The sequence below is a fragment of the Aliivibrio thorii genome (genome assembly GCF_057368585.1).
On the sequence record NZ_CM170654.1, the window covers coordinates 1,108,572 to 1,127,654 of the forward strand.

Annotated in this window: 18 protein-coding genes, 7 tRNA genes and 1 riboswitch; of the genes, 8 read left to right on the forward strand and 17 right to left on the reverse strand. The window is 38.5% G+C overall.

The window, feature by feature from the left end:
- The first annotated feature begins 75 nt into the window (after positions 1–75).
- Both AC2IP4_RS05035 and AC2IP4_RS05040 read left to right on the forward strand, forming a co-directional pair.
- Positions 76–816: an ABC transporter permease gene (locus tag AC2IP4_RS05035; RefSeq protein WP_105055000.1), complete on the forward strand. Its 741-nt coding sequence runs from the start codon at positions 76–78 to the stop codon at positions 814–816.
- A gap of 2 nt (positions 817–818) precedes the next feature.
- Entirely contained in the window at positions 819–1,496 is a 678-nt protein-coding gene (locus tag AC2IP4_RS05040; protein WP_105054999.1) for an ABC transporter permease, read from the forward strand.
- 292 nt (positions 1,497–1,788) lie between these two features.
- Here AC2IP4_RS05040 and grxB read toward each other — a convergent pair whose 3' ends face one another.
- The gene (gene grxB / locus AC2IP4_RS05045; RefSeq protein ID WP_486310625.1) at positions 1,789–2,439 is read right to left on the reverse strand and encodes a glutaredoxin 2; all 651 of its coding nucleotides are present in this window, start codon (positions 2,437–2,439) and stop codon (positions 1,789–1,791) included.
- Between the two features lie 153 nt (positions 2,440–2,592).
- Positions 2,593–3,399 carry an exodeoxyribonuclease III gene (gene xthA / locus AC2IP4_RS05050; RefSeq protein ID WP_375322661.1) on the reverse strand — a complete coding sequence of 269 codons (807 nt, stop codon included), beginning with the start codon at positions 3,397–3,399 and terminating at the stop codon, positions 2,593–2,595.
- Positions 3,400–3,726: 327 nt separating this feature from the next.
- Here xthA and AC2IP4_RS05055 point away from each other — a divergent pair, with 327 nt between their 5' ends.
- Complete coding sequence (locus tag AC2IP4_RS05055) at positions 3,727–4,077, forward strand: hypothetical protein (protein ID WP_105054996.1); 351 nt, start codon at positions 3,727–3,729, stop codon at positions 4,075–4,077.
- Positions 4,078–4,161: 84 nt separating this feature from the next.
- Here AC2IP4_RS05055 and AC2IP4_RS05060 read toward each other — a convergent pair whose 3' ends face one another.
- The 9 genes from AC2IP4_RS05060 to AC2IP4_RS05100 all read right to left on the reverse strand — a co-directional run bounded on the left by AC2IP4_RS05060 (position 4,162) and on the right by AC2IP4_RS05100 (position 6,310).
- A complete protein-coding gene (locus AC2IP4_RS05060) occupies positions 4,162–4,500 on the reverse strand; it encodes a cytosolic protein (RefSeq protein ID WP_375322660.1) in 339 nt (112 codons plus the stop codon).
- A 366-nt stretch (positions 4,501–4,866) separates the two neighbouring features.
- A complete protein-coding gene (locus AC2IP4_RS05065) occupies positions 4,867–5,055 on the reverse strand; it encodes a hypothetical protein (protein WP_105054994.1) in 189 nt (62 codons plus the stop codon).
- 163 nt (positions 5,056–5,218) lie between these two features.
- A tRNA-Tyr gene (locus AC2IP4_RS05070) sits at positions 5,219–5,302 on the reverse strand.
- Positions 5,303–5,386: 84 nt separating this feature from the next.
- A tRNA-Tyr gene (locus tag AC2IP4_RS05075) sits at positions 5,387–5,470 on the reverse strand.
- Between the two features lie 84 nt (positions 5,471–5,554).
- Positions 5,555–5,638, reverse strand: a tRNA-Tyr gene (locus tag AC2IP4_RS05080).
- Positions 5,639–5,722: 84 nt separating this feature from the next.
- Positions 5,723–5,806, reverse strand: a tRNA-Tyr gene (locus AC2IP4_RS05085).
- Positions 5,807–5,890: 84 nt separating this feature from the next.
- Positions 5,891–5,974: transfer RNA gene (locus AC2IP4_RS05090), tRNA-Tyr, on the reverse strand.
- 84 nt (positions 5,975–6,058) lie between these two features.
- Positions 6,059–6,142, reverse strand: a tRNA-Tyr gene (locus tag AC2IP4_RS05095).
- Positions 6,143–6,226: 84 nt separating this feature from the next.
- Positions 6,227–6,310 (reverse strand) — tRNA-Tyr (locus AC2IP4_RS05100).
- 306 nt (positions 6,311–6,616) lie between these two features.
- On the opposite strand from AC2IP4_RS05100, the gene AC2IP4_RS05105 reads away from it, so the two are divergent.
- The gene (locus tag AC2IP4_RS05105) at positions 6,617–7,684 is read left to right on the forward strand and encodes an efflux RND transporter periplasmic adaptor subunit (protein WP_375322659.1); all 1,068 of its coding nucleotides are present in this window, start codon (positions 6,617–6,619) and stop codon (positions 7,682–7,684) included.
- A gap of 2 nt (positions 7,685–7,686) precedes the next feature.
- A complete protein-coding gene (gene vexH, locus AC2IP4_RS05110; RefSeq protein ID WP_375322658.1) occupies positions 7,687–10,797 on the forward strand; it encodes a vibriobactin export RND transporter permease subunit VexH in 3,111 nt (1,036 codons plus the stop codon).
- 106 nt (positions 10,798–10,903) lie between these two features.
- Here vexH and queC read toward each other — a convergent pair whose 3' ends face one another.
- Positions 10,904–11,587, reverse strand: coding sequence for a 7-cyano-7-deazaguanine synthase QueC (queC, locus tag AC2IP4_RS05115; protein WP_375322657.1), 684 nt, complete (start codon positions 11,585–11,587; stop codon positions 10,904–10,906).
- 143 nt (positions 11,588–11,730) lie between these two features.
- Positions 11,731–12,795, reverse strand: a complete 1,065-nt coding sequence (locus AC2IP4_RS05120; RefSeq protein ID WP_375322656.1) for a PLP-dependent cysteine synthase family protein — start codon at positions 12,793–12,795, stop codon at positions 11,731–11,733.
- 137 nt (positions 12,796–12,932) lie between these two features.
- Between AC2IP4_RS05120 and AC2IP4_RS05125 the strand changes: the two genes are divergently transcribed.
- Entirely contained in the window at positions 12,933–13,400 is a 468-nt protein-coding gene (locus tag AC2IP4_RS05125) for an Lrp/AsnC family transcriptional regulator (protein ID WP_375322655.1), read from the forward strand.
- Positions 13,401–13,451: 51 nt separating this feature from the next.
- On the opposite strand, the gene tesB is transcribed toward AC2IP4_RS05125, so the two are convergent.
- The gene (tesB, locus tag AC2IP4_RS05130) at positions 13,452–14,315 is read right to left on the reverse strand and encodes an acyl-CoA thioesterase II (protein ID WP_375322654.1); all 864 of its coding nucleotides are present in this window, start codon (positions 14,313–14,315) and stop codon (positions 13,452–13,454) included.
- 232 nt (positions 14,316–14,547) lie between these two features.
- Between tesB and AC2IP4_RS05135 the strand changes: the two genes are divergently transcribed.
- Positions 14,548–15,051 (forward strand): YbaY family lipoprotein, encoded by a 504-nt coding sequence (locus tag AC2IP4_RS05135; protein ID WP_375322653.1) that lies wholly within the window; start codon positions 14,548–14,550, stop codon positions 15,049–15,051.
- Positions 15,052–15,086: 35 nt separating this feature from the next.
- Here AC2IP4_RS05135 and AC2IP4_RS05140 read toward each other — a convergent pair whose 3' ends face one another.
- Complete coding sequence (locus AC2IP4_RS05140) at positions 15,087–15,389, reverse strand: MGMT family protein (protein WP_375322652.1); 303 nt, start codon at positions 15,387–15,389, stop codon at positions 15,087–15,089.
- Positions 15,390–15,502: 113 nt separating this feature from the next.
- Between AC2IP4_RS05140 and AC2IP4_RS05145 the strand changes: the two genes are divergently transcribed.
- Complete coding sequence (locus tag AC2IP4_RS05145) at positions 15,503–16,243, forward strand: VP0952 family biofilm-associated protein (protein WP_375322803.1); 741 nt, start codon at positions 15,503–15,505, stop codon at positions 16,241–16,243.
- Positions 16,244–16,263: 20 nt separating this feature from the next.
- On the opposite strand, the gene AC2IP4_RS05150 is transcribed toward AC2IP4_RS05145, so the two are convergent.
- Complete coding sequence (locus AC2IP4_RS05150; protein ID WP_375322651.1) at positions 16,264–17,967, reverse strand: sensor domain-containing diguanylate cyclase; 1,704 nt, start codon at positions 17,965–17,967, stop codon at positions 16,264–16,266.
- A 231-nt stretch (positions 17,968–18,198) separates the two neighbouring features.
- Positions 18,199–18,786: a TfoX/Sxy family DNA transformation protein gene (locus tag AC2IP4_RS05155; protein ID WP_375322650.1), complete on the reverse strand. Its 588-nt coding sequence runs from the start codon at positions 18,784–18,786 to the stop codon at positions 18,199–18,201.
- Positions 18,787–18,912: 126 nt separating this feature from the next.
- Positions 18,913–18,997: riboswitch (cyclic di-GMP riboswitch) on the reverse strand.
- Positions 18,998–19,083 lie beyond the last annotated feature (86 nt).

A 19,083-nucleotide genomic window follows, 5' to 3' on the forward strand; every position in this document is an offset into this window, starting at 1 on the left:
TCATACTTACCCCAATATATATCGAGTAACTCTTATGTATTGGAGTAGGTATTAAAGCGAAAGCTTGGAAGCAGTATGTTAGATTTGCAAGGATATGAATCCTCCATCCTAGAAGGGGCAATAGTGACACTACAAGTGGCTCTATTATCTCTGATCTTAGCGGTATTCTTAGGTTTACTTGGAGCGTTAGCTAAAATGGCGCCTTATCGTTGGGCAAGGTCAATAGCAACCGTATATACAACAGTTGTTCGTGGTATCCCTGATCTTGTATTAATGATGCTGTTATTTTTTGGCGGCCAAATGCTGCTTAATAATGGCTTATACGCAGCGAATGAATGGATTAATGAGTGGATGATAAGCTCAAATCCTGATCATGAGTGGGTCTCCTACCTTCCAGATTATATTGAAATCAGTCCTTTTATTGCTGGTGTTCTTACTATTGGTTTTATTTTTGGTGCTTATATGGCAGAAACATTCCGTGGTGCAATAATGGCAGTAGACCGCGGTGAAATGGAGGCAGCAAAAGCTTATGGGATGAGTGGTGCGATGGCTTTTCGTCGTATTTTGTTCCCACAAATGATTAGGCATGCATTACCAGGTTTTGGTAATAATTGGTTAGTGTTATTAAAAACAACCGCACTAGTTTCGATTATCGGTTTAGAAGATATGGTTCGAGTGAGTTCAATGGCGGCGGGTACTACAAAAATGCCATTTACGTTTTATATGACTGTTGCGTGTATTTTCTTATTATTCACTGCTGTTTCAACGGGTGCTTTAAAGCTAGTTGAGCGTAAATTTAGTATTCATACGAGGTAAGCATGGATTTTTCAATTATTATTGAGAGCCTACCTGTTTATTTAGAAGGGCTTTGGACTACGGTTTGGTTAGTTGTTCTTTCTTTAGTTATAGGGTTGTGTATTGCGGTTCCTTCAGCAATAGCAAGAAATAGTCATAATCCATTAATTTGGATTCCAGCTTGGGCTTATATTTACTTCTTCCGAGGTACGCCTTTATTGATCCAGTTATATCTCATCTATTATGGCATGGATCAATTTTTTCCAGTGAAAGATACGCTTTGGGAGCACGCCTCTTTTTGTGCCTTAGTGGCATTTGCTCTAAATACAGGGGCATATACTTCAGAGATTGTTCGTGGTTCAATTAATGGTTTACCGCAAGGTGAAATAGAAGCGGCAAAAGCGTATGGCATGAACCAATTTCAAACCTACAAACGTATCATTCTGCCAAGTGCATTACGTAGATCGCTTCCTGCTTACAGTAATGAAGTGATTTTCATGTTGCATGGCTCTGCAATAGCAGGGATTGTTACTTTGATGGATTTAACAGGTGCTGCTCGGTTAGTTAATTCACGTTATTACGCGCCTTTTGAATCCTACATTGCTGCTGGCCTGTTTTATATGTGTTTAACGTTTATTATTATTTTTATATTTAAGCAGCTCGAAACTCGACTGCTTAGGTTTATGAGACCATTAAGTTAATTACATTTAAGTTATAATGAAAAAGAGCACGAAACTGTGCTATTTTTTATGTAGCATAGCTAGGTCACACTCTTGGGGAAATTGTTATGAACTTATCATTTTTATTGATAAGGCTAGTAAAGTTAGTTGTTATTTGCGTCTTCTTTTTGAGTCTTTTTGATTTCATTGAGCATGGTGAAATACTTTGGTATCAACGTTGGTTCTAATTGTAATGATAAAAAAAAGAGCACCTTTAAGTGCTCTTTTTACTTTATAGCCAGCTAGAATGATCCGTTATTTGCTACGATTAGTATTATACTGCGATATCTAGATATAGATTCACCCCCGTTAGCTCGCTGATTTCTTCTAAATAGTTCTTCAAATGAGGAGGGAAGTCTAGTCCTTTAACGACAGTGAGGTTGCGTAGGAATGGAAAAAAGTTGACGTCATCCCAAGTGATCTTATTGCCTTTTTCTGACGGTAAAGTAATGAAGTTCACATCAACCAATAAAGGTTTAAGTGCAGCGATATATTCATCACTTTGGCTAAGAGCCTCTTTAAAACTCATTTCAATAAATGCTTCTTTTTTCTCGGTAAACCACGTTACCGCTTCAGGGCGATCAAACTCAGGTAGCTCAAATTGAGTCCAACGAGGGAAGGTTAATTTATTAAATAAAGGGCGAGCATTACTTAGCCACTCAGAGGTATCGTCAGCGTGAGTGCCTTGCTCTATGACTGGATGATGATCGTTTTCATCGAGATACTTTGCAATATCAAGACTTTCAGCCATATAGCTACCGTCGTCTTTTTCTAGAATAGGTACCATGTTTGCACCTACCATTTCGATACGAGTATCGACATCATCATTTTGAAGATAAGTAAATTCAACAGGAAGCTTTTTTATTCCTGCGACCATTTTTGCTTTCATACAAAATGGACAGTGGTCAAAGATGAATAATTTCATTGTATTTCCTCAATAACACGAGTCTAAATAAGTTCTAGCCTATATCTAGATCATCTAAATGGAGTATTTAATGGGTATCGTGGCAAACTTATTTTTATTTGTAATAGTAACGTAATAAGAAAGCTCCCCCTTAAATTAAGGTAGAGCTTATTATTATTTAAACGTAGACCAGATTGGAGCATGGTCTGAAGGTTTTTCAATACCGCGTAGTTCGTAATCAATACCTGCTTCAGTACATTTAGTTGCAAGTGCTGGTGTAGCCATAACAACATCAATACGAAGACCACGGTTATCAACAAAGCCTTTTGAGCGATAATCAAACCAAGAAAACTGATCAGTTACATCAGGATGAAGGTTACGGAAGGTATCTTCAAATCCCCAATCTTTTACTGTTTGTAGCCATTCACGTTCTTCTGGCTGGAATGAGCATTTACCTGTTCTTAACCAACGTTTCGCATTTGGCTCACCAATACCAATATCTAAATCAATAGGGCTGATATTAATGTCACCCATAATGATTAGTTCTTCATCGCTCTTATGGTGAGTATTTAGATGAGTCATGAGATCTTTATAGAACTGGCGTTTATACGGGAATTTAGTTTCATGTTTAATGCTATCACCCTGTGGGAAATAACCATTCATAACGGTGAACTGAGAGCCATCTTTACGTTGATGTGTTGTCATGATCATACGTTTTTGATGCTCTTCGGTATCCGTATCAAAGCCATATTGAACAAAGATAGGCTCTTCTTTACATAGCATAGCAACACCGTAGTGTGCTTTTTGACCATGAAAATACACTTTATAACCCATCGCTTCAACAGCTTCGATAGGAAACATTTCGTTATGTACTTTGATCTCTTGGAGACCAATAACGTCAGGGTTGTGCTTATCAATGATAGCTTGAAGTTGATGAAGGCGAGCACGAAGGCCATTTATGTTGAATGAGATTACTTTCATTGGATTTTTAACCTTTTGATTCTTATTGTCTTTCTTATATAACAATGACTTATATTTTAACCTTACTGTGTATATAAACATATAAATAACAATAAAGGTATGTATTTGAGTCATTTTGTAGTCATTTTTTGATTTCGATTTATCGGGTTAAATTCAATAGCATTACTTAGGTGCTCTGATGAAAAGTACGCGTAACCCTTTGTCTATTTAATATCGATATAACCAAATGCTTTTTGCGCACAATACAGCATATTTTTATGCAGACAGTAGTTAATCTTAGTTTTGGCGTCTATTGTTAATTAGTGGTGTAATAATAAGGAGGTATGAGTGATTGTAGATATTAGCGTTATCTATTTAATCTTAGTGTCGTGGAATAAACCGAAAACGTACTCGGATTTAACTCAAGATTATAAATGTAGAACAGGTGATTGGCACTCTCCTCAATCTTGGGGTGAGGCATTAAGTCAGTTAAACAAGGTATTGGCAGATGCCCATGCGCCACCCTTAAGTGCACTTGTTGTATCGCAAAGTACAAATGAGCCGGGGGTGCTTTTTTGGGCTAGTGCGCCAAATGTCCCGCCGAAACACAACAACCCACTTAAACGTACGTTAATGTGGCAAGAGTTGATTAATCAGGTAGTGACGTATCAATGGCCAAAAAAGTTACCAATAAATTGAAGCCAGTTTATCTTTTTTAAAACGCCACTTTTTAAAGTGGCTTTTTTATACAGGATTTCTTGCGGGTAAGAAAATGGACTATTTTCAGCCCATTCGGGTAATAAAGGTTTTCTCGTCATCCACAAAAGCTACAAAGCTGCCGTGATAGATAAACACTCGACCACGCCCCTCAACTAGGCAGGCAAGCTGTGGGCTTAAATCTTCTTCGTCATCCTGACTTTGAAACGTACCGGTATCGGTGATTACGCCGCAGAGTGTCGGTAAATATCCATAAGTGCGCTTGGCTTGATCAATCAGGCTCAATTCGCTGGCGGCAGAGAAGCAAAAAGGGATTTCACCGGCTTCTTCGATAAATAAAGTTTTCAGTTCTTCAAAAGCTGTAATCACCAGCCAGTCGATGTCGTTAACATGATGGATAAACATAGGATTTCTCGGTTATTCTGGTGCGGAGATTTTATCACTATTTAGAGGGGAACGTAGTAGAGATTTATTTCCAGAATTTCCAGGTATTATTAGGTCATTACAAAACACGTTTTTGTTGATTTTCTTTCAATTACAATTGTGGTGACTAAATAAAGAAGGAGGTCAGCATGGAGGCTTTCAACAAAAAGAAACGAAGCCGCGTAAAAAAGCATATAGCTAGAGAGGCTTCATTGTATTTGTAGTAATAGCATATGAAGGTGTAGACACTTTTTGTGACAGTTATACTGGTGATCTCTTCTAACTACTTGAGAGTAAATGCATTTAATTATTATTTAAAATCAAATTATCATTAACTTGATAGATAAGTTAATTCATTAGCTTGGCAGAAGGCTTGCACGTTTCACAATGCCAAGTGCATTTTTGTTGGCCAAAGCCTGCTTTTATCCACGCCATTGTTACACTAGTTGATGGATTACAAAAGGCCTCTTTATTACATAAGCTACAAGTTTTCCATTGTGAAGGTTCTTGCTGCTTTTGAGTTTGTGCTATGTGCATTTTAATGCCTCTATTTATATTATTGAAAACAAAGGTACTGTATATTTGGACAGTGTTTTTGGCAAGTAATAAAAAGAAAAAATTCGCGTTTTATTTCTTATAGACACAAAAAAAGCCAACTCATTTATGAATTGGCTTTTCGATCTCTAAACGAGACAAATAATGGTGGGGGGGGACGGATTCGAACCATCGAAGCTTACGCGGCAGATTTACAGTCTGCTCCCTTTGGCCACTCGGGAACCCCCCCAACGGAGATTTTTATACTTAACTAACTCGTTTCCCAACAGAGCAATCAAGTTATCTTAATTGTTAACACAATTAAGAAGAATAATGGTGGGGGGGGACGGATTCGAACCATCGAAGCTTACGCGGCAGATTTACAGTCTGCTCCCTTTGGCCACTCGGGAACCCCCCCAACGGAGATTTTTATACTTAACTAACTCGTTTCTCAACAGAGCAATCAAGTTATCTTAATCGTTAACACAATTAAGAAGAATAATGGTGGGGGGGGACGGATTCGAACCATCGAAGCTTACGCGGCAGATTTACAGTCTGCTCCCTTTGGCCACTCGGGAACCCCCCCAACGGAGATTTTTATACTTAACTAACTCGTTTCCCAACAGAGCAATCAAGTTATCTTAATTGTTAACACAATTAAGAAGAATAATGGTGGGGGGGGACGGATTCGAACCATCGAAGCTTACGCGGCAGATTTACAGTCTGCTCCCTTTGGCCACTCGGGAACCCCCCCAACGGAGATTTTTATACTTAACTAACTCGTTTCTCAACAGAGCAATCAAGTTATCTTAATCGTTAACACAATTAAGAAGAATAATGGTGGGGGGGGACGGATTCGAACCATCGAAGCTTACGCGGCAGATTTACAGTCTGCTCCCTTTGGCCACTCGGGAACCCCCCCAACGGAGATTTTTATACTTAACTAACTCGTTTCCCAACAGAGCAATCAAGTTATCTTAATCGTTAACACAATTAAGAAGAATAATGGTGGGGGGGGACGGATTCGAACCATCGAAGCTTACGCGGCAGATTTACAGTCTGCTCCCTTTGGCCACTCGGGAACCCCCCCAACGGAGATTTTTATACTTAACTAACTCGTTTTCCAACAGAGCAATCAAGTTATCTTAATCGTTAACACAATTAAGAAGAATAATGGTGGGGGGGGACGGATTCGAACCATCGAAGCTTACGCGGCAGATTTACAGTCTGCTCCCTTTGGCCACTCGGGAACCCCCCCAACGAGAGATTTTTATACTTAGCAAGAGTTTTCCCAACGACCTTGCCAAGTGCGGAGCGAATAATAGCAAACTTCGTTTACCTGTAAAGTACTTTTCTTGGTTTTTTGGTTTAAATGATTGGTTTTTCGTCAAAAAGGAGTAAAAATCACCGTTTTTGAACAAATTAATTTAAAATGAGTCATACAGAAGTAATTGTTTTTACAGTTTATTGCGTCATCTTTACATTCATTGACGAACAAAAGTGCTTTCACTTGGTAAACTATAACCAGTAAGTAATTTTAATAATTCAAATAATAAGTATCAATATGAATCAAACTAAGTCTATTGCTCTTTCTGTTTTACTAGCATGTACTTTATCTACACCTTCTTATGCTAAGAAACCAAGAGGAAATCAAGCGGTTGCTGTTGTGGCTGAAGAAGTTGCAACACATGAGATCTCTCAGTCATTATCTCTTATCGGTAAGTTGAAAGCAGCGGAGTCTGTCATTATATCTCCCGAGGTTTCAGGGAAAATTGACCGCATTGCTATAAAAGCGAATCAAGAGGTAAAGAAAGGTCAGCTTTTAATTCAACTAAATGATGATAAGGCCAGTGCTTCAATAAAAGAAGCGCGTGCATATTTAAATGATGAAAAGCGTAAGCTAAAAGAATTTCAACGTTTAGCAAAAAAGAATGCGATTACTCAAACTGAAATTGATGGTCAAAAAGCAAGTGTAGATATTGCAGAGGCACGCTTAGAAGCCGCTAATGCAAATTTAACGGATCTTCATATCTCTGCGCCTTTTGCTGGCACGGTTGGTTTTATTGATTTTAGCCGCGGTAAAATGGTCAGTGTAGGAACGGAGCTGCTGACATTAGATAACTTATCTATGATGCAGTTAGATTTACAAGTTCCAGAACGTTATCTATCTATGTTATCAACGGGAATGACGGTTGAGGCAACAAGCCAAGCGTGGGGAGCTACGACATTCTCTGGAGAAGTTGTTGGTGTTGATTCTCGTATTAATGCTGAAACGTTGAATTTACGTATTCGTATTGAATTCCCAAATAAAGAACTGAAGATGAAGCCAGGTATGCTAATGGCGGCAACATTAGATTTTCCTGCGATTAATGCCCCAATTATTCCAGTTCAAGCATTAGAATACTCAGGTACTAAACGTTATGTTTATGTCATTGGTGAAGACAATAAAGTGACACGAACAGAAGTGACACTTGGTGCTCGTGTAGAAAACCGTGTTGTTATTAGCCATGGTTTATCTATTGGCCAAGACATTGTAGTCCAAGGCTTAGTGAATATGCGTGATGGTGTGGTTGTTAAACTGCTTGAGCAAGAATCAGCGTCTATGGCCGAACCTGTTTCTGAAGGACAATAATTATGTGGTTGTCTGATGTCTCAGTAAAAAGACCAGTTGTCGCCATTGTTTTAAGCTTATTGTTGTGTGTATTTGGTGCGGTTTCATTTAGTAAACTTGCTGTACGTGAAATGCCAGATATTGAAAGCCCTGTAGTCTCTATCAGTACTCGTTATGAAGGTGCATCGGCGACGATCATTGAAAGTCAAATCACGACAGTATTAGAAGATCAACTTTCGGGTATTAGTGGTATTGATGAGATCGAATCAACCACGCGTAATAGTATGTCTCGTATTACGATTACCTTTGATTTAGGTTATGACTTAAATACAGGGGTGAGTGATGTTCGTGATGCAGTAGCACGTGCTCAGCGAAGCCTACCAGATGAAGCGGATGATCCGATTGTTTTTAAAAATAACGGCAGTGGTGAAGCCTCGCTATACATTAATTTGAGTTCAAGTGTGATGGATAGAACGGAATTAACCGATTACACCGAACGTGTATTGGTTGACCGTTTTAGTTTGATCACAGGTGTAAGCTCGGTTGATATTTCTGGTGGTCTTTACAAAGTAATGTATGTGAAATTGAAGCCAGCTTTAATGGCAGGCAGAGGTGTGACAGCATCAGATATTACTGCCGCATTGCGTTCTGAAAATATAGAAAGCCCTGGGGGGGAAGTTCGTAATGACGCTATCGTTATGTCCGTACGTACTGAGCGCCTGTATAACCAAGCAGAAGACTTCAATTATCTTGTGGTAAAAACGGCCAGTGATGGTACGCCTATTTATCTAAAAGATGTTGCTGATGTGTTCATTGGCGCTGAAAATGAAAACTCAACCTTTAAAAGTGATGGCGTTGTTAACGTAAGTATGGGTATTGTTCCACAATCGGATGCTAACCCATTAGATGTTGCAAACTTAGTTCATGAAGAAGTCGAGAAGATCCAACAGTTTCTACCTGAAGGTACTCGTTTAGCGATCGATTATGATTCTACTGTTTTTATTGATCGTTCAATTTCAGAAGTTTATAGCACGCTCTTTATTACCGGTGGTTTGGTTATTTTGGTGCTGTATATCTTTATTGGTCAAGCTCGTGCAACATTAATTCCTGCTGTTACGGTTCCAGTCTCTTTGATTTCGTCGTTTATGGCGGCGTATTATTTTGGATTCTCGATAAACCTGATTACCTTGATGGCATTAATCTTGTCGATCGGTTTAGTGGTTGATGATGCCATTGTAGTGGTTGAGAATATTTTCCATCATTTAGAAAAAGGAGAGTCACCACTTTTAGCTGCCTATAAGGGCACTAGAGAAGTGGGCTTTGCGGTTATTGCTACGACACTTGTGCTCGTAATGGTGTTCTTACCTATTTCCTTTATGGATGGCATGGTAGGTCTCTTATTTACTGAGTTCTCTGTATTGCTTGCAATGTCGGTCTTATTCTCATCATTAATTGCCTTGACGCTGACACCTGTACTTGGCAGTAAGATTTTAAAAGCCAATGTAAAACCAAATCGCTTTAATTTGTTTGTAGATAAACTATTTGCAAGTCTTGAGCGTGGCTACCGTAAATCGGTATCTAAAGCGGTGGCATGGCGTTTATTAGCTCCTGTGATTATCTTAGCGTGTATTGGCGGTAGTTACGGTTTAATGCAGCAAGTTCCATCACAATTAACACCTCAAGAAGACCGTGGCGTACTGTTTGCATTTGTTCGTGGTGCTGATGCCACCAGTTACAATCGAATGAGTGCGAACATGGATGTTGTTGAAGAACGATTGATGCCACTACTAGGCAAAGGGTTCTTAAAATCATTTAGTATCCAATCTCCGGCTTTTGGTGGTAATGCAGGGGACCAGACGGGTTTTGTTATTATGATCTTAGAAGATTGGGCTGATAGAGAGCTAACAGCACAAGAAGGTCTTAATATGATACGTAAGACCTTGGCGGACATCCCCGATGCTCGAGTGTTCCCTATGATGCCTGGCTTCAGAGGTGGGTCGAGTGAGCCAGTGCAATTTGTTCTAGGCGGTTCTGATTATAAAGAACTTCAAAAATGGGGTGAACTATTAAAAGCCGATGCTAATAATAGCCCATTAATGGAAGGGGCAGATATTAACTATTCAGAGAAAACGCCAGAATTGGTAGTGTCTGTTGACCGTAATCGAGCTTCTGAGTTAGGCATTAAAATCTCTGATATTTCTGATACGCTTGAAATCATGCTTGGTGGTAAAAGTGAAACCACGTATGTGGATCGTGGTGAAGAATACGATGTGTATTTACGTGGTGATGAAAACAGTTTTAATAATGCGGCTGACTTAAGTCAGATCTACATGAGAACTGCGACGGGTGATCTGGTTACTCTTGATACGGTAACGAAAATTAACGAAGTTGCATCAGCGATTCGTTTGTCACACATTAATAAACAAAAATCGATTACGTTAACTGCAAACTTAAAAGATGGTGCGACTTTAGGGGACGCATTGGATTACCTTGATGCTAAGGCCATAGAAATACTCCCAAGTGATATTTCAGTTGCTTATACAGGGGAATCGAAAGATTTTAAAGAGAACCAATCAAGCATTTTAGTGGTATTTGGTTTAGCTCTATTGGTTGCTTATCTTGTATTGGCCGCTCAATTTGAAAGCTTTATTAACCCAATGGTAGTGATGTTCACTGTCCCTATGGGGGTTTTTGGTGGGTTTCTTGGTCTCGTTATCATGGATCAAGGTCTAAATATTTACAGTCAAATTGGCATGATCATGTTGATTGGTATGGTCACTAAAAATGGTATTTTGATTGTAGAGTTCGCTAACCAATTACGTGATAAAGGGGTTGAGTTGGAACAAGCGATTGTAGATGCGTCAGCTCGTCGTTTACGTCCGATCTTAATGACGGCATTTACGACATTAGCGGGTGCTATTCCGTTGATTATGTCCACAGGTGCTGGCTATGAAAGCCGAGTAGCAGTCGGTACGGTGATTTTCTTTGGTATGGCATTTGCGACATTAGTAACGCTGTTTGTTATTCCTGCAATGTATCGATTGATTTCTGGTAGTACGCATTCTCCTGGTTACGTTGAAGAGCAACTAAATAAAGAATTAGATCACGACATTAAAGGCAGAATCTCGCATTAATGTTGTATCTTAACTAAAAGAAAAGCGCCCATCTTTTTTATTGAAGATGGGCGATTTTTTATTTATAACTTAAACGAAATTAGTTTAAAAATAAGATCCGTTCGTTTTAGATCTTAGAGATTAAATCAGCCATTACTGCGTCTTTATTTTCTAAGTACTCATCTAAACCATTCTTACGTAAGTTACACGATGGGCAGTCACCACAGCCATCGCCAATGACGCCGTTATAACACGTTAATGTTTGATTACGTACATAGTTTAATTTGCCATATTTGTCAGCTAGTGCCCACGTTTCCGCTTTATTTAGCCACATTAATGGTGTGTCAATTTTCAGTTTACGATCCATTCCTAATACAAGAGACTGGTTGATCGATTTTACGAATTCGTCACGACAATCTGGGTAACCAGAAAAATCTGTTTCACAAACACCTGTAATGACTGATTCCGCACCTAATTGATAAGCGTAAATACCAGCGAGTGTTAAGAAAAGAATATTACGGCCAGGAACAAAAGAATTAGGAAGGCCATTTGCTTGAAGTTCATGAGAAACAGGAATATTGTCGCGAGTTAATGAACTGACAGCTAATTCGTTTAAAAGGCCGACATCCATTACTTTATGAGATGCAGCTCCTAGTTCAAGAGCGACTTTTTTAGCTACTTCAATTTCTTGATTATGACGCTGGCCATAATCAAAAGTAATACAATGAACATGGTCATATTGAGTCAGTGCTTGAATTAAACAGGTGGTGGAGTCTTGACCGCCACTAAATACAACAATTGCTGTAGACATAATGAATCTCAGTAGGATTATTTAGTTGTATTGTAATAAAAAAGCCAACGATGATCGATGGCTTTTATAGTTGTTCTACTGGTAGCGTTTATTTAATCATCCGCAAGATTTAGCCTTAGCAAGACGTTATTAGGAGATTCGGCTTATAATTGACCAGTCTTCTCAAATTCTTCTAATTGTGAAAGTACTGGAGTTAAGTCTCCTATATTTTCAGTTACCCATTCATCATTATAGTAAGTATCTAGGTATCGTTCACCACTGTCGCATAATAGCGTAACGATAGAGCCTTTTTCACCTCGTTGTTGCATTTCACAAGCGAGTTGTAATGCACCAAATAAATTTGTCCCTGTTGATGCACCAGCTTTTCTACCAAGTATGTTTTCTAACCAACGAGCAGTTGCAACACTGGCAATATCAGAAATAGTGCGCATTTCATCGATAACGCCGGGAATGAAGCTTGGTTCTACACGAGGACGTCCAATGCCTTCGATTCTGCTTCCACATTCTAAAGTAAGTTCTTTATTTCCTGTTTTGAAATAGTCATGGAATACTGAATTTTCAGGGTCTACAACACATAATTTTGTGTCGTATTTTTGGTAGCGAATAAATCGACCAATGGTTGCTGATGTACCGCCTGTCCCAGGACTCATTACTATCCATGTAGGCTCAGGGTTATCTTCTAATTGCATTTGGTTAAAAATACTGTCTGCAATGTTGTTATTACCGCGCCAGTCGGTTGCTCGCTCTGCATACGTAAATTGGTCCATATAGTGACCATTTAATTCTTCAGCAAGTCGACGTGATTCAGCATAAATCTCATCAGAGCGTTCTACAAAATGTGCTTTGCCACCGTAAAAATTGATCATCTCAATTTTTTTACTGGCTGTTTTACGAGGAACTACAGCAATAAACGGTAAGCCAAGTAAGCGAGCAAAATAGGCTTCGGATACGGCAGTGCTGCCAGAGGAGGATTCAATGATTGGTGTATTTGGACCTATCCATCCATTTGAAATCGCATAAAGAAAAAGAGATCGAGCTAATCGATGCTTAAGAGAGCCTGTTGGATGAGTGCTTTCATCTTTTAAATATAAATCGATACCATCGAGCATTGGCAAATCAAGTTTAATAAGGTGCGTGTCCGCAGAACGTTGGTAATCTGCTTCAATTTTACGAATAGCGTTATTAATCCAGTTATGATCTGTACACATAATTACTTTCCTTAAATTCGGTCAATGTAAATAGTAGTAGCGATGTGAATAATTTACCTTTATCTAATGAGAAAAACTTTGCTATATTTACTGTAAATTGGTTTTTTAATAGAATATTTTTCTATTTTGAGGTTTGTATGGGAAAGCACGAACTAGATAAGGTGGATAAAACTTTACTTTTGTTATTGCAAAAAGATTGTACTATCTCACTCCAAGAGTTGGCTGAAGCGGTTAATTTAACGACAACACCATGCTGGAAACGATTAAAACGCTTAGAAGAGGAAGGAGTGATTGAAAAGAAAGTCGCTTTACTTAACCCTGAAAAATTAGGGCTTAGCTTTAATGCGTTTGTGCTGATTAAAACATCAAATCATTCACAAGAGTGGTATAACAAATTTGTAGATACGGTCTCTGATTTTCCAGAAGTCATGGAGTTTTATCGAATGGCAGGAGAATATGATTATATGATCAAGGTGCTTGCTGAAGATATGAAGTCGTTTGATGGTTTTTACAAAAAACTAGTGAATAGTGTTGATGGGATATCTAATGTGACGAGTACCTTTGCTATGGAACCATTGAAGTATACAACTGAATTGCCTTTATAGTATTTACATTAACAATGCAGGCCGTTATTTAGGCCCGCATTATTTATTATGTTATTTCTTTTTCATTCTCATCACACCCTCTTGTATTGCAGAGGCAACAAGCTCACCTTTTTGGTTAAAGACCTCACCACGAACTAAGCCTCGTGAGCCGCTCGCATTGGTACTTTCAATAGAGTAAAGCAACCACTCATCCATTTTGAATGGGCGGTGGAACCACATTGAGTGGTCAATTGTTGCTACTTGGAAATTAGGCGTTAATAAGCTGACTTCATGTGGGTGAAGTGCTGTTGGTAAAAAGCCCCAATCTGAAGAGTACGCTAATAGATATTGATGAATTAACTGATCGTCAGGCAAATCTCCATTTGCTCTTATCCATAAATGCTGTGTTGGTGCTGCTTTTTTAGGTGCTAATGGGTTAACGATGTTTACAGGACGAACCTCAATAGGTTTTTCACCGCAGAAAATCTTTTGAACCGCAGGAGGTAAAACATGTTTAATTGCTTCTGCAAGTTGCGTCTCAGAGGCAAAGTTTTCTGGTCCCGCAATATCTGGCATTGCTGATTGGTGCTCAAATCCGGGCTCATCGCCATGATATGAGGCGGTTAAATAGAAGATAGGGCGGCCATTTTGAATCGCTTTAACGCGACGAGTGCTGAAACTTCTGCCATCTCTTAAATTTTCGACATCATAAATTATCGCTTTTTCTGGATCGCCAGGATAAAGAAAGTAGCTATGGAAAGAATGAACGGTTCTAGCATTATCAACAGTATAGCGAGCCGCTGAGAGTGCTTGGCCGATAACTTGACCACCATAAACTTGGGGTAATCCTAAATTCTCACTTTGCCCTCTGAATAAGCCTTGCTCTAATTGCTCGAGCTGTAAAAGGGTTAATAATTCGTTTAATGGTTTATTCATTTCTGTGCCTTAAATGCTTCTGACGTTATTGCTCTATTGTGAGGTAGATTCAGGTTGAGTTCAATAAGTTAAACAGGATGTTAATTGGGTCAAAATAACATCAAGCTCGTGTGATTTTGCTGTGATTTAGTTAGTTTTCTGTCAAAGGTGAACTTGATAAGAAGACAGTTCATTATATTAGGTTTATATTTATGTTGTTTTTATCAGAATATATAAATAAAGAGAGAATAAAATGAAAAAATCATTATTAGTGGCGTTATCTGTGGCTACAGGGATCACAATGGTTGGCTGCAATTCAGCGGATAAAACGGAAAAAGAAACAGTAAAACAAGAAGTTGTGGTACAAGAAGATGTAGCTCAAAGTGATGCTGCAAATACAGACGTTATTGAAGTGGCTGAAACGCAAGTAGTGACGGGCAGTGTTGGTTACCGTGAGCGTATCGCTCTACCTGCAAACGCAGTTATTACTGTTACGTTATCAGATGTTTCTTTGGCTGATGCGCCATCAAAAACAATTACAGAAGAGACATTTGAAGCGGGTGAAAAATCATCACCATTTGATTATTCTTTAGCGTTTAATACGGCAGATATTCAACCAAATCATACGTATGCAGTTCGTGCAACAATTAAGATTGATGGTAAATTACGTTTTACTACCGATACAAGCTACACTGTGATCACTGATCAAGAAAAAACAATGCAACAAGATTTATTACTTAAGGGTGTTCGTCAATAAGATTGATTAACCTTTTATAAATAAGTAGTTGTGCTTTAAGGCATGACTACTTTTTTAAAATGTAAAATTTTCCCATCTTCACGAACGATAATACCTTCCTCTTCGAGCTTCCCTTTTTGTTCTTTAAATTGCTCACCTTGCAATGAAACCTTTCCTTGAGAATTAACCACTCGATGCCAAGGCAATGTGCTGTCTTTAGGTAATTTAGCCAATGTTTTTCCTACATGACGAGAGTGGTTAGGGAACCCTGCCAGTTTAGCAAGTTGCCCATAGGTAATTACTCTCCCCTTTGGGACGAAGCGTAAATTTGTATAGATACTCTGGATAAATTCATTCATTGAATTAACGGCCTTATTTTAGAAAAGAGAGATAGGTCAGTGATAAAGCGAGTTATTACCGCTAAACTGAAATAGTAACAAAGTAAACAACTCTGTACCAAGGAGGGAAGGTGATGTTATTAGCTGTGTTATCTATATTATTAAGTTTTGTTCTCGTTGTTGTTGGTGTATTAGCATTTGGGGTTAGTGGTGGGCAACTTCCTTTACTTGCTTTGGCTATTCCGATGCTTTGGCTTATTCCTCAAGGTGGTGTCGCTACTTGGATATTACTCGTAGGAATGTCATTGTTTGGTTTAACGTTAAACTCTTCTCAGCCGCTATCGCTATCTATCGCAGTTTGGACTCTATTTCCATTACTTATGGTGATATTTTCTCGACGTAAAAGTGTTCATTTAGTGGTTTTTATTGTGTCTGTTGTTATAGCCATGGAAGCCGGAATAATGGCATTACAATATGAAGGGAAATTAGCAGGGAGCGCCTATTCGACGTTAATCCAGATAATCAGTGTTGTACTTGTGTGGGTGGCGGTAAGAAGTTGGAAACCTGTAAATAGTAATGCATGGTGGCCATTAGTTTTAGTTATCCCACTATGGATTGGGGGCTTACAGCATGCTGCGCTTGTCGCATTATCTATTACAGGACTTATTGTATGTTTACAGAGTGTAGGGCGTTCAAAATATAAAGATTGGTTGCCGATGATGTCTTGGCTTTTACCTGTTATAGGATTTAGTACATTAATTATATCGCCTAAATTTGAAGTCCCGACTTCGATTATGGTTTCTTGGTTAATGATCCTACTGATTGGCTGGGTAACTGATTTTATGATGCAAGTAGATGATGAGCCTGTGGATTAGGCCCATCATTTTTAGAGAAACTAAGAGTTAATCGTATTTTCGTCACTGGTTTTTGCTTTTTCTTCTACTTCAATGGGCTCTGGATATTCTGAAGGCTGGATCAGCTCATCATAATGACAAGCTTGATCCCGTCCTCGGCCTTTTGCTTCATAAAGTGCAATATCTGCGAGCTTAGTTAAATCATCAGATTGAAGCCCATTTTTAGGGTAAGTTGCGATACCAATAGAAACACTCAATTTACCTAATGACAATTCTTTAATTGCCAAATGAAGATCGCTAACGGCTTCACATAAAGACTTTGCTGCATGTAATGCACCTTCAGCACCTGTATTTGGTAAAATAATCGCTAGTTCTTCTCCGCCAAGGCGACAAATTGTATCTTCTCCACGCATAGTATTAAGTAATAATGAACCGATGGTTTTTAATACATAATCACCAGCATCATGCCCATAGTTATCATTAAAGCGTTTAAAGTGGTCAAGATCTAACATAAGAATCGACATTTCTTGTTTGTGTCGGTGAGCTCGCATTATTTCTTGGTTAATGGTTTCTTCGTAGTAACGACGGTTGTATAAACCAGTTAAAGGATCGCTTATGGCTTGCTCTCTCAATTTCTCTTGTAAATTTAAGTTCGCGAGTGCCAAACCAAGATGCTCAGCAACCGTGAAAGCAAGTTTTTGAACGCTCTTGTCTAAATGTTCTTTATCACCAAGGTAGATATGCATCATACCAATGGTGTTGCCATGTGCGGTCAATGGGATGCATAGTGTTTGGTCTGTTCCGGTCGCAGACATATGGGAACATGGCAGGGTGGTATATTTATCATTAGCGAGATGAAATTTACCTTTTCGTAATGCCCAGCATTCTTCAGGTGCGTAAGTTTTATTGCCTGGCCAAGCTCCGCCCCAATCGAGTTTTACTAGTAGTTGATTCCTAGATGAACGCATTAGAGATACGACGCCATTTACATCCCCTAAAATCCTAGGAAGGATATCTTCAACGACCATTTGAGCTTCATTGATTGAGTTACAAGCCGCAAGCATATTTGCAAGACGGTGTAATAGCTCAATTTCTTGAGTACGTTGTTCTATACGCTCTTCTTGTAGATCTTGCTCATTTTTTACTTGCTGTTGAATAAGCTTATTACTGAGTAGAGATGAGCCAATGACAAGTACAATGTTAATCCCCATTAAAATAATTAGGATGTTCATCAATTCTTCTACCATGGCATCGATACGAGTTAGTGGCGTTGCCGTTCTAAGAATATATGTTTGACCTTGGTATTCAAATGATTGTGCAGAGTAGAGTAAGTTTTTAAAGCGAGAAGTACTGAAGCGGGTAGCAGTGCCATAGCCAATATCTTTAGCGTTATTCACTTCTTCTCGGTTTAAATGGTTTTCAAGCTGTAAGACGGCGTTTAAAGAAATATCACTATCAGCAATTGGCGTGCCGTCTGATTTTATCAGAGTAATATGGTCTTCTTTGGCAATAACTAGTTTTGTTTTTATGTATACATCCAATGCTTTTAAATCAGAAAAGGAAACTTGGTCGTCATTGATGTCTTTTATAATACGAGAGGCTTCTTCAGATAGACTACCTTCAACTTTGTGCTCAAGCCAATTTGAGAGTGTTGAATTAAACACAAATAAGCCAATAGATATTGTAAATACCATTGATATTATAGGTAAATAAAGCCACTTTTTGCTGATTGTATTTTTACTCATTAACACCGCCTTATAAAACGCACGCCATTTAACAGTTTTATGTTCTATATATGAAGACGTAGCATAACTGATAGTTATATAAAGTAACAGATATTGTTACAAAGGAGAGTTAAAGTGTGAAGGCTTGTCGCTTTATTTAGTTTTAAGGGGGGGGAGCTTGGTTTAGGGAGGGTTAACGCCTTAATCTCTTTGATAGAGCATAAGATTAAGACGTATAGATTAACACTTAGTTTATAATTGCTTTCTTAATTCACTTCGTGTTTCTGCTGAAACAACAGACCAATGAGTTCCTTTAATCGCTCCTTCAAGCGACCAAAGTAATTCATCACTCACACTGTTTGAATGTGTCTGTTGAATTGCTTTATAAGCATTAACAGCTCCAGTGGTGCGCAACTCTTCAACAGTATTAATGCCTGCTTTTTTAAGCATTCTTTCTGTCGCTAATCTTAGATTTGGTAAATCTTTGATACGAGAAGGTCCGGCTGTTTGCTGTTTCTTTTTATCTTTTTTAGCGACATCTAAAGCTATGACAGCTTGAATTAAGATTGAGTCTGGCTCTTCCCAACATTCAGCTGAAATTGCAAAGTATTTAGTTACAACAGGAAAACCACGCTTTTTATAAACGTATGGTTCAAACCCTTGCTCTTTAAATAAATTGATAGTCTCATCACTAGCTCTTAAATGAAGTTTATCTTGAACAACAAGAGCGAACATAGTGCCATCAATAAAAATGCCAAAACCACCAAACATTGAGCGTGAAGTGATCTTACCTAAAGATGAAAGTAAATGAAGTGATTCTTTTAGTACTGGTTTATCCATTGCAATAATTCTCGGTTAGTAAGTCTATGTCACTAAACAACTGAGCCCGAGGAAATGGTAGCAAGTTCAAAGTAAGGTATTGTTATTTTAAAGTAAAAATTAACAATACTTGAGAGAATACTTACTGTCGGCAACCCCGCTACCTTATATATAAATACGTAGGCCGGAAGCTTTGCGTCCTGTACTTTCGTACAGTTTGCCCTGTTCGTGACTTTGCTGATAATATAGCAATTTATAGTAAGAGTTGTTGCACAATTGAGCGTAGTGTGATGTTGCTTCAAAAAATGATCATTTATT

Excerpts from the sequence above, each read along its gene's own strand:
- AC2IP4_RS05035 (WP_105055000.1), top strand. The coding sequence starts at position 76 with ATGTTAGATTTGCAAGGATATGAATCCTCCATCCTAGAAGGGGCAATA.
- AC2IP4_RS05040 (WP_105054999.1), top strand. The coding sequence starts at position 819 with ATGGATTTTTCAATTATTATTGAGAGCCTACCTGTTTATTTAGAAGGG.
- grxB (WP_486310625.1), bottom strand. The coding sequence starts at position 2,439 with ATGAAATTATTCATCTTTGACCACTGTCCATTTTGTATGAAAGCAAAA.
- xthA (WP_375322661.1), bottom strand. The coding sequence starts at position 3,399 with ATGAAAGTAATCTCATTCAACATAAATGGCCTTCGTGCTCGCCTTCAT.
- AC2IP4_RS05060 (WP_375322660.1), bottom strand. The coding sequence starts at position 4,500 with ATGTTTATCCATCATGTTAACGACATCGACTGGCTGGTGATTACAGCT.
- AC2IP4_RS05065 (WP_105054994.1), bottom strand. The coding sequence starts at position 5,055 with ATGCACATAGCACAAACTCAAAAGCAGCAAGAACCTTCACAATGGAAA.
- AC2IP4_RS05105 (WP_375322659.1), top strand. The coding sequence starts at position 6,617 with ATGAATCAAACTAAGTCTATTGCTCTTTCTGTTTTACTAGCATGTACT.
- vexH (WP_375322658.1), top strand. The coding sequence starts at position 7,687 with ATGTGGTTGTCTGATGTCTCAGTAAAAAGACCAGTTGTCGCCATTGTT.
- queC (WP_375322657.1), bottom strand. The coding sequence starts at position 11,587 with ATGTCTACAGCAATTGTTGTATTTAGTGGCGGTCAAGACTCCACCACC.
- AC2IP4_RS05120 (WP_375322656.1), bottom strand. The coding sequence starts at position 12,795 with ATGTGTACAGATCATAACTGGATTAATAACGCTATTCGTAAAATTGAA.
- AC2IP4_RS05125 (WP_375322655.1), top strand. The coding sequence starts at position 12,933 with ATGGGAAAGCACGAACTAGATAAGGTGGATAAAACTTTACTTTTGTTA.
- tesB (WP_375322654.1), bottom strand. The coding sequence starts at position 14,315 with ATGAATAAACCATTAAACGAATTATTAACCCTTTTACAGCTCGAGCAA.
- AC2IP4_RS05135 (WP_375322653.1), top strand. The coding sequence starts at position 14,548 with ATGAAAAAATCATTATTAGTGGCGTTATCTGTGGCTACAGGGATCACA.
- AC2IP4_RS05140 (WP_375322652.1), bottom strand. The coding sequence starts at position 15,389 with ATGAATGAATTTATCCAGAGTATCTATACAAATTTACGCTTCGTCCCA.
- AC2IP4_RS05145 (WP_375322803.1), top strand. The coding sequence starts at position 15,503 with ATGTTATTAGCTGTGTTATCTATATTATTAAGTTTTGTTCTCGTTGTT.
- AC2IP4_RS05150 (WP_375322651.1), bottom strand. The coding sequence starts at position 17,967 with ATGAGTAAAAATACAATCAGCAAAAAGTGGCTTTATTTACCTATAATA.
- AC2IP4_RS05155 (WP_375322650.1), bottom strand. The coding sequence starts at position 18,786 with ATGGATAAACCAGTACTAAAAGAATCACTTCATTTACTTTCATCTTTA.